The sequence below is a fragment of the Actinomadura sp. BRA 177 genome, from assembly GCF_013372625.1.
GTDB lineage: Bacteria > Actinomycetota > Actinomycetes > Streptosporangiales > Streptosporangiaceae > Spirillospora.
Window position 1 is genome coordinate 1 of sequence record NZ_JABXFD010000400.1, and the last position, 9,423, is coordinate 9,423.

Below are 9,423 nucleotides of genomic sequence, written 5' to 3' on the forward strand. Positions count from 1 at the left end.
GTCCCCCGGCGCGCCTTCTCCGGGCGACCCGGCGGCGGCATGGCCGGAGCCGCCGGGCACAGCGCCGCCGGGTCGCCCGGAGAAGGCGCGCCGGGGGACGGCGGGGCGTTTGGAGGCGGCGGCTCCGGTGGCGGCTCCGGTGGCGGCTCCGGTGGCGGATCCGGCGGTGGGGAGGCCGGTGCCGTGCCCGAACGCGAGGCCGCCATGAACCGGACCCGGGACGCGATCGCGGAACTCTTCGAGCCCGAACGCGACCGGCTCCGCCTGCCCGCCGAGCAGACCGCGAGCCTGTTCATGGGGCTGGCGTTCACCCGCGTGCGTCCGCCCGCCGGGCCCGCCGCGGCCGGCCCGTCCATGGAGGAGTACCTGGACGTCTTCCTGCACGGCGCCCTCAAGGAAGGAACCGCCGAATGACGATCAGCCTCAACCACGCGATCGTGACCGCCGCCGACAACGACGAGGCCGCCCGCTTCTTCGCCGGCGTCATGGGCCTGGCGTACACGGGCGTGCACCCGCACGCGCGGCACTTCGTCCCGATCCGCGTGAACGAGGGCCTCACCCTCGACTTCCTGACGGTCGCGCACCCGCAGGGCCACCACCTGGCGTTCGACGTCGACGCCGGCACGTTCGACGCGGTCGTCGACCGCCTCGACGCCTGCGAGATCCCCTACGGCGACGAGCCCGCGCACGCCGACAGCGGGCGGGTGGACGAGGCGCACCCGCTCGGCGGCCGGGGCCTGTACTTCTCCGACTCCAGCGGCAACCTCTACGAGCTCATCGCGCCGCCACGGACTTGAGGAACCGCCGGGTGCGCTCGCGGTCCTCGCCGGGCACGAACTCGGCGGCGACGAAATCGGTGACGCCCGCCTCGGCCAGCTGCTCCAGCTTGGCCTCGACCGTGTCCTCGTCCCCGACGACGGCGAGGTCTGCGGGGCCGTCCACGCCCTCCCGGTCCATCATCGCCCGGTAGGACGGCAGGCTCCCGTACATTTCGAACGTCTGGGCGGCCTGTTCCCGCGCGCGCTCTGGGTCACTCGTGACGCACGTAGGGAGCGCACACACGATCCGTGGTTCGTTGCGTCCCGCCGCCTTGGCCGCGGCCGTGATGGTGGGTGCGATGTGGTCCCGGACGGTTACGGGGCCGGTCATCCACAGCACCGTCCCGTCCGCCCGCTCCGCCGCCAGCTTCAGCATCTTCGGGCCGAGCGCCGCCAGCAGGACGGGCACACGCCCCTCGTTGGGGACGCTCAAGCCGATGTTGCCCTGCAGCGTCTCGCCCTTGAAGGACGCGTTCTCCCCGTTGAGCAGAGGGAGCAGCACCGACAGGTACTCGTCCATGTGCCGGACGGGGCGGCCGTAGTCGTACCCGTACATGTCCTCGATGACGATCTTGTGGGAGAGGCCGATGCCGAGCGTCAGCCGTCCCTCCAGGGCCAGCGCGGACGTCCGCGCCTGCTGCGCCAGTACGGCCGGGTGGCGCGGATACGTCGGCACGACCGCGGTGCCCAGCTCGATGCCGGGGGCTCCCCGTCCGGCGACGGCGAGCGCCATGAGCGCGTCCAGCCCGAAGATCTGCGAGAGCCAGGCCGACGGGAACCCGTCGTCGGCGGCGCGCCGCACATCGTCCGCCAGCTTGTCCAGCGCGTCCGCCCCGCCGCGCTCGTTCAGCAGCACACCAACCCGCACAACGGCCTCCCTAGAATCGCGTTCTACGATCCTGGCACAGCCGCGGGGATCATTGCGGGCTTCGCGGCCGATCGTGCGCCGTCCTGTCCCGGGCCTCCATGAAGAAGTCGAACAACGCCGTGGCGCCGGGCAGCAGACGCAGTGGCCTTGCCGCACCGAACGACGCGTTCCAAAACGCCCCCTGGCGCGGCTCCCACGGACCGGCGTACGCGTAAGGCTCGTCCAGGTGGACGTCACCGGGGGACACGCCGTAGTTGACCTCGTCGAAACTGATGCCCAGGTCGAAGTGCTCCGGCCACAGCACCGGCGCGATCTCGGGTGCGAATCTCGACAGGGCCTCATGCCCGCGGCCGAAAGCCTCATGGATCCGGCGCGTGGCCTCCGCATCGACCCCGAGGGTTTCGTCGGGGTCGACCCCGCTGCCGTCCCGGTAGAGGTCCTCGGCCGCCCCCGCCTCGGCGTTCACCGCCGTGGCCAGCTCCCGGCAGGTCGCGCCGTTCAACGGGACCTCCCGGTCGCCGCACACGAGTTCCGTCCCGGTCACGCGCAGGTCGGGCTCTTTGACGGTGGCGAAGCCGCCGGGAACGACCTTCAGCCGGATCGTCCCGCTATGCCGGTACTGCGGCCCGGCGAGCACCAGCTCCGCCACCCCGTGCAGGGAACGCCGAGCGGTTCGCAGGTCGACGGTCATGATCAATCCTCCGTTAGGTGTACTGCGCGGGGGCGCTCACAAACCGCCGTCCTGGGGCGCGTACTGCCGCGCCAGCTCCCGGTCGTTCTCGGCCCACCGCCGATGCCGGACGGCCGACTGCAGATGCAGTTCGGCCTCCTCGGGATGAGCGGCGGCCATCTCCTCCAGCAGCGCCGCCGCCCGCTCGTGGGCGCGCGCCGAGGACGCCATCACCTGGCACGCGTAGCCGTCGGCCTCACGCCGGCGCGCCGCCGGCGTCCCGCCGCGTTCCGCGCGCGCCCTCACCTGCGGCGCGCGATGTTCGCTGTCCATACCCGCCGGCCTGACGCCCGAGCCCGCCCTCCAGACACGTTCCACTATCTACCCAGCGACCCGTTCGTTCAGCCCCGCCGCGGCATGACCGATCATGGAGGACGTGACGACTCCCGAACCTCTCACGCTGTACACCGCCGACCGCGTGCGGATCGACGCAGGTCACCTGCGGGGCGGCGGCGACGTGTGCTTCGTCCTGGCGCACGGGTTCACCTGCTCGTGGCGGCAGCCCGCCCTCCGCCGGATCGCCGCCGCCCTCAACGCGCACGGCGGCGTCCTCGCGCTCGACTTCCGCGGCCACGGAAGGTCGGGCGGCCACACCACCGTCGGCGACCGGGAGGTCCTCGACGTCGACGCCGCCGTGGCCGCGGCCCGCCGCAGAGGCTACGAGCACATCGTCGTCACCGGGTTCTCCATGGGCGGGGCCATCGTCGTCCGGCACGCGGCCCTGCACGGCGGGGTCGACGCGGTGGTGTCGGTCAGCGCCCCGGCCCGCTGGTACTACCGGGGGACGAAACCGATGCGGCGCGCCCACTGGGTGGTCGAACGCCGCCTGGGGAGACTCGCGGTCCGCCTCGCCCGCGGCACCCGCGTCGCCCCCAAGGGCTGGGACCCGGTCCCAGAAGCCCCGCACGAACTCGCCGACCGCATAGCCCCGGTGCCGCTCCTGGTCGTCCACGGCGACGCCGACACGTTCTTCCCCCTAGAACACGCGCACCAGCTCTACGAGGCGGCGTCCGACCCGAAGGACCTGTGGATAGAACCGGCCTACGGCCACGCCGAGGTGGCCGCCACCCCAGACCTGATCGAGCGAATAGCAAAATGGTCGACCAACGCTATCTCACGCTGAGCCGGTCTCTGGCGCGTTGACCTGCGAGAACCGGGAGTTATCCACATTCTCGCAGCAGCCCCCGCCCACTCGTCCTCGCCGGGCATCATCGTCACATGGACGGTTTCACCCTCACCTGGAAGCGCACGGCCACCGACTCGGTCGTCCCCGTCGGCCCCGGTGTCTATTTCGTCCCCGCCAAAGGCGCCTCACTCGCCACTCGGGCCGCAGCGCTGAGCGGCCTCCTCCAGCATGATGCAGTCGTGGCCCGCCGTACGGCCGCCTGGATATGGGGCCTGGACGTCTTACCCCCGGGAGTGAACGAGGCCGACTGGGACGTCGAACTCATCACTTCCAGAACGTCCACTTCAGATCCGATCAGCCCTGCCACCGTGGAACTTCCTGCAGGCCACATCATGGAGGAGTCCGATGTACGCCTCACGTCCACGGCCCGTACGGCACTCGACTGCTCCCGCTGGCTCCCCCGCTCCGAAGCGGTCGCCGCGCTCGACCAGTTCCTTCGGAAAGGCGTCGGCACCGAGGAACTCATCACAATGGCCCGAACACTGCCCGGCTATCGCGGGAACAAACGGCTCCGCGAGATCATCCGTCTTGCCGACCGCGGCGCGGCCTCCCCCGGCGAGACATGGATCCGCGTCAGCATCGTGAACACCGGCTTTCCCCGTCCACGGACCCAGGTCCCAGTGATGGGCCCGCGAGGCCACCCGTTCTACATCGACCTCGGCTATCCCGAATTCCGCGTCGGCCTCGAATACGACGGCGAACGCCACCACACCGGCCCCCAAGCCCGCGCCCGTGACACGACCCGCCGCCGCTGGCTGGCCAAGGAGATGAACTGGGAAGTAATCCCGGTGACCAAAGACTTCCTCACCCACCCGGCCCCCTACCTGGAAGCCCTTCTGACCGCCCTGCTCCACCGAGGCTGGAACCTCGACAACAAAACCATGGACAAAATAGCCGCCCGCCTAACAACCCAAAACCGCCGCCCCCACCAATAGCCATGCGTGGATGGCCGGTTCCGGCGCGCCCGTATTGCTCAGCGGTGGTCGAGGAGGTTCACCAGGCGTTTCGGGGCGATGAGGCGATAGCTGTCCTCGATGAGTTCGGCCATCTCGTCCCAGTCGTGGTCAACGTCGAGGCGTGCGCCGACCCAGCCCTTGCTGCCCACGTACTTCGGGACGAAGAAGCACTCGGGGTTCTCCGCCACGAGCGCCTCCTGCACGCCGGTGCCGGCCTTGAACGTCATCGAGAGGCCGTCCTCGCTGGTCATCACGAACAGTTTGTCGCGGACCCGGAAGGAGGGTGCGGTATGACCGCCGAACGGCTTCTCCGCCGCCTCCGGCAGTGACAGGCAGATTTCCCGGATCTTCGCCGGCACGTCCACGTCGCTCACCTGCGGTGCCCCTCTCGGTCGCGAGCATGCCCGGCAATCGTAGACAGAGGGTGCGACATAGCGGCGCCGACCAGCCCGGACACCGCCCACGGCCCCCCGCCCACGGACGTTCATCGACTCAGCCAGCCGCACCTGCGGATCTCCGGCCCCAAGCAACTTGCGTGAGCGCCCAACACAACAAACACGCCACACCACTGCGTCAGCCGAAGTTTCTGCGGAGTGGCACCGCGACGTAGAGAAGCAGGTGGTGAAGCCGCCGCCGAGGTACACCGCGCTGGGACGGCCTCGGTGGCTGGCGCGGGACGAGGTTGGGGAGGGATGAGCGCGGCCTTGGGAAGCAGTCAGGCCGCGCCCATCCCATGTGGTCAAGGAGAAGAGCCCCTCGCGCCGTCGGCAAGAGCCGCCCGGCGTGGTGGCCATGCCGGTTGGTCGAGGAGGGGAGTTCGGTGTGTTCGAGGGCTGGGGGGTCTGTGTAGTGGGGCGTGGTGGCCATGCCCGTTGGTCCAGGAGGAGGGCCGTGTGCTCGAGAGCTAGGAGGTTCTGCGTGGTGGGGCGCGGTGGGCATGCGGGTTGGTCGAGGAGGGGGTTCCGTGGGTTCGAGGGCTGAGGGGGTCTGCGTGGTGGCCATGCCGGTTGGTCGAGGAGGCGGGGTCCGTGGGTTCGAGGGTTAGGGGGTTCTCCGTGGTCGGGCGTGGTGGCCATGCCGGAGTGGACAGGGAGGGGCGTCTCATTTGCTCAGAGTGAGGGGCACGGGTGTGGTCCGGAGCAGGCGTGTCTTGTGTTGTCAGGGGTGGTGAGGGCCCGGTGCGACCAGGGGGAGGGGAGCGAAGGTGTGGGTTGACCAGAGGGTGCGGGAGGTTTCGTTCTGGTACTGGGTGGTGCTGGGGGTTGTGTCCAGGACGTGGGTGAGGCGTTGGTGGGTGTTGAAGGCGGGCCAGCCTGGGGTGCCGGTTTCGGCGAAGGCCGTCCAGGCGGTGCGGATCTTTGCCGAGAGGGCTGCGGCCTGGCGTTGGTCGCTGATCAGGGGGTCGGCCATGCCGCCGGTGAGGTTGCCCCAGACGAGAGGGACGTCCAATGCGTGGCAGGCGCCGAGGGGACCGCCGCGCCATGCGAGTTCGTACAGGTGAACGCGTCCGCCCGCGGCGGCCTGGGCTTCGGCCAGGTGCAGGGTCGGCATGCGGAACAGCCAGTCGGAGTGGACGAGTTCGTACAGGGTCTCTGGTGAGGCGTCCGGGAATGCGGCGCGGTAGGACGCCGGGTCCGGGGCGAAGGCCTGCAGAGCGGACGACGCCTGCTCGTCGGTGACGCGGCCGAGGAGGCCCTCCAACGCGACGAACAGGCGGTACTCGTCGCGGTTGTGGCCGACGACGAGGGGGATGTCGCGGGCAGCGCCGCCCTTGAGCGCGGCCCACGGCGTCTGCGGCAGTACTTCGCCGTCCACGACCGGTGAGAACGGGGTCGGGGTGCGGGAGACCTGACCCCATTGCGGGTGATTCCTCATGGTGGCGGTCACCGCGTCGACGGCCCGCGTCAACTGGGCGGGCGTCACTGTGGCAAGGTCCTCACGAACTGGGCGGACGCCGGCCTCGGCGGCGATCGTGGCGCCGATGTCGTCCGCGAGAGGACGGGAGAAGAAGGTGCCGGGGACGCTCTGGACGATCGCCCGGTGGAACAGGCCCCCGGTACCCGGCATCGCGAGGAGTGCGGCGATCGAGCCCGCGCCCGCGGACTCGCCGAAGACGGTGACATTGTCCGGATCGCCGCCGAATGCCGCAATGTTCTCCTGGACCCAGGCGAGAGCGGCGACCTGGTCGAGGAGGCCCCGGTTGGCGGGTGCGCCCTCGATCTGCCCGAAGCCCTCCATGGCCACGCGGTAGTTGAACGTCACGACGACCACACCGCCGTGGGACAGGACGGTGCCGTCGTAGGCCGGGTCGGACGAGTGCCCGATGAGGTAGGCGCCGCCGTAGATCCACACCATGACCGGCAGGCCCGCGCCGCCCGGGTCCGGCGTCCAGACGTTGCAGGTCAGCCAGTCGTCGCCGGTCGTCTCCGGGACGTCCTGGCCGAGCGCGGACGACTGCGGCGGGGGAGGACCGAAGGCGGTGGCGGGCCGGGCGCCGTCCCAGGGCTCCGGTGGCCGGGGCGCGGCGAAGCGGAGCGCACCGACCGGCGGGCGGGCGAACGGGATGCCGAGGAAGACAGCGGTCCCGTCCTTCCTGACCCCGCGCACCGCGCCGGACACGGTGCCGGCCTCGACCTCGTCCATGATCATGAATCACCTGTCCCTGGGCGGCGGCAGATCCCGCGATCCTCCCCGGTGGTACCGGCTCGGGCGCCGGGTTCTTCCGCTCGATGGAAGCCCTATTGGCGGCCACCCCCGTCACCGGCGAAGGTCAGGACACCGAAGGCATCCAGCCCTCGGCGAAAGTGGCTCGGCCCCGTCGGACGACCAAGCCGCACGCCAGCTGCCCCAACGGCACCCACCCTGCGCTGGGCCGTCACCAACGGCCCTCGCGCAAACGTCCGCCGTCCGAGACAGCCGCCCGGCCACTGCACAACGGTCGTTACCGGCGGCGGTCGTGCGGTGGTCGTTGTCGGCGGCTGTTGTAGACAGCCGTCAGCAACGGGCCATTGCGCGTGCGGTGGTTGTCGGTGGCTGCTGTGCGGCGGTTGTCGCTGGTGGCGGTCGTGCGGTGGCCGTTGTCGGCGGCTGTTGTAGACGGCCGTCAGCAACGGGCCATTGCGCGTGCGGTGGTTGTCGGTGGCTGCTGTGCGGCGGTTGTCGCTGGTGGTCGTTGTACGGCTGCCGTTGTCGGCGGCTGCTGTGTGGCGGTCGTTGTTGGTGGCCGTCGTTCAGGTGGTCGTTGACGGTGGCAGTTGCCTGACGGTTGTCAGCGGCGGTCGTTGGGCGGCGGTTGTTGTTGGTGGCCGCTAGCAGGTCGTCGTGGACAGCGGCGATCACGCGGCTGCCGTTTATCAGCCGTCGTTGTACGGCTGTCGTTGGCAGTGGTTGTGCAACGGTCGCTGTCGGCGGCGGTGGTGTGGCTGTGGTTAGCGGCGGCTCCTGTGTGCGGGGTTGTTGTTGGTGGCCATCGTTCAGGTGGTCGTTGACAGCGGCGATCGTGCGGCGGTTGTCGTTGGTGGCTTTCGTGCGGGTGGTCGCTGTCCCGGGCGGGTGTTGGCGGCTGCTGGGCATGTTGGGCGGGTGCCAGGTGAAGCGGATTGGGCTCGGCTTGGCCGGTGGACGGGTTGGTCTGGAGAGCCGTCGTGGGCGGCCGTTTGAGAGGGGGTCGTGCCTGGTGGTTGACCGGGTGTCGTCGGATGGAGGGCGTGTGTCCGCGGAGATCGAGGTCGTCGTCGATGGCAGGACGGTCCTCGCCGAGGGCGTCGTCGGGTTGACGTTGCGGGCGGCGGACGGCGGTGATCTGCCGTCCTGGCGGCCCGGCGCGCACATCGACGTGCTGGTCGGCGACGGACTCGTCCGGCAGTACTCGCTGTGCGGCGACCCGGCCGATTCCCGGACGTGGCGGATCGGCGTCCTCAAGGAGGGGCCGGGGTCCACGATCGTCCACGAGCGGGTCCGGCCGGGGGACCGGCTCACGGCGCGCGGGCCACGCAACAACTTCGCGCTGGAGGAGGCGCCCCGCTACGTGTTCCTCGCCGGCGGCATTGGTATAACGCCTATCCTGCCGATGGTGGCCGCCGCCGAGGCGGCCGGCGCCGAATGGCGGTTGCACTACGGGGGGCGGCACCGCTCCGCCATGGCCTTCGTGGACGAGCTGTCCCCCTACGGCGACCGGGTCGAGATACGCCCGCAGGACGAATTCGGCCTGCTGGATCTCGACGGCATCCTGACCGGCACCGCGTCGGATACGCTCGTGTACTGCTGCGGGCCGGAGCCCATGCTCGCGGCGGCCGAGGAACGGTGCGCCGCGCTGGCCCCGGGCGCCCTCCGCACCGAGCGCTTCGCGCCGAAGCCGGTCACGGGGCCGGACGAGGCGTTCGAGGTCGAGCTGGCGCTGAGCGGGCGCACCCTGCGGATTGAACCCGGCTGCTCGATCCTGGAGACCGTGGAGAAGGCGGGCGTCAGTGTCCTGTCGTCCTGCCGTGAGGGGACGTGCGGGACGTGCGAGACCCCCGTCCTGGACGGCGAACCCGACCATCGCGACTCCGTGCTGACCGAGGCGGAGCGCGCGGACGGGGGATTCATGATGATCTGCGTGTCCCGTGCCTGCGGACACCGCCTCGTCCTGGAGCTCTGACACGAAAGCAAGGGCCGCCCCGGTGACGTGGCGATGCCGCGCTGTCTGCGCGACCCCGGCTCTCATTCCACCGTCAGCGTCCGGACAAGCACATCCAGGACTAGTACTACATAGCTAGATCTCGATCATCTGGAGGTGTAGGTGTCGCCTGAAGTGATGCCTGCGTGCTTCGGCTTGATGGCTGCGGCGGAGAACGGACCAGTAGAGTCCCAGTTCAACAGCGTGA

General features: G+C 70.3%; 9 protein-coding genes and 1 pseudogene. 5 read left to right on the forward strand and 5 right to left on the reverse strand.

What is annotated here, in order from left to right:
* Positions 1-414, forward strand: a pseudogene (locus HUX53_RS40135) (hypothetical protein); the annotation flags it as partial.
* Positions 411-797, forward strand: a complete 387-nt coding sequence (locus tag HUX53_RS23865) for a VOC family protein (RefSeq protein ID WP_176405461.1) — start codon at positions 411-413, stop codon at positions 795-797. The pseudogene HUX53_RS40135 and the gene HUX53_RS23865, both read left to right, overlap by 4 nt.
* Here the strand turns inward: HUX53_RS23865 and HUX53_RS23870 are convergent.
* From HUX53_RS23870 to HUX53_RS42295, 3 genes are read right to left on the reverse strand one after another with little or no spacing between them, the layout of a single operon-like run.
* Positions 775-1,686 (reverse strand): LLM class F420-dependent oxidoreductase, encoded by a 912-nt coding sequence (locus tag HUX53_RS23870; protein WP_176405462.1) that lies wholly within the window; start codon positions 1,684-1,686, stop codon positions 775-777. The genes HUX53_RS23865 and HUX53_RS23870 overlap by 23 nt on opposite strands.
* Before the next feature lie 49 nt (positions 1,687-1,735).
* Positions 1,736-2,377 (reverse strand): hypothetical protein, encoded by a 642-nt coding sequence (locus HUX53_RS41450; RefSeq protein WP_176405463.1) that lies wholly within the window; start codon positions 2,375-2,377, stop codon positions 1,736-1,738.
* Positions 2,378-2,413: 36 nt separating this feature from the next.
* Positions 2,414-2,689 (reverse strand): hypothetical protein, encoded by a 276-nt coding sequence (locus tag HUX53_RS42295; protein ID WP_176405464.1) that lies wholly within the window; start codon positions 2,687-2,689, stop codon positions 2,414-2,416.
* A 94-nt stretch (positions 2,690-2,783) separates the two neighbouring features.
* Between HUX53_RS42295 and HUX53_RS23885 the strand changes: the two genes are divergently transcribed.
* The gene (locus HUX53_RS23885; protein WP_176405465.1) at positions 2,784-3,539 is read left to right on the forward strand and encodes an alpha/beta hydrolase; all 756 of its coding nucleotides are present in this window, start codon (positions 2,784-2,786) and stop codon (positions 3,537-3,539) included.
* Between the two features lie 95 nt (positions 3,540-3,634).
* Positions 3,635-4,537: a hypothetical protein gene (locus HUX53_RS23890; protein WP_176405466.1), complete on the forward strand. Its 903-nt coding sequence runs from the start codon at positions 3,635-3,637 to the stop codon at positions 4,535-4,537.
* 38 nt (positions 4,538-4,575) lie between these two features.
* Here HUX53_RS23890 and HUX53_RS23895 read toward each other — a convergent pair whose 3' ends face one another.
* The gene (locus tag HUX53_RS23895) at positions 4,576-4,932 is read right to left on the reverse strand and encodes an MmcQ/YjbR family DNA-binding protein (RefSeq protein WP_309237403.1); all 357 of its coding nucleotides are present in this window, start codon (positions 4,930-4,932) and stop codon (positions 4,576-4,578) included.
* A gap of 784 nt (positions 4,933-5,716) precedes the next feature.
* On the reverse strand, positions 5,717-7,201 hold the full coding sequence (locus HUX53_RS23900; RefSeq protein ID WP_176405467.1) for a carboxylesterase/lipase family protein: 1,485 nt from the start codon (positions 7,199-7,201) through the stop codon (positions 5,717-5,719).
* Positions 7,202-8,267: 1,066 nt separating this feature from the next.
* On the opposite strand from HUX53_RS23900, the gene HUX53_RS42300 reads away from it, so the two are divergent.
* Positions 8,268-9,197: a PDR/VanB family oxidoreductase gene (locus tag HUX53_RS42300; RefSeq protein ID WP_309237404.1), complete on the forward strand. Its 930-nt coding sequence runs from the start codon at positions 8,268-8,270 to the stop codon at positions 9,195-9,197.
* The last annotated feature ends 226 nt before the right edge of the window (positions 9,198-9,423 follow it).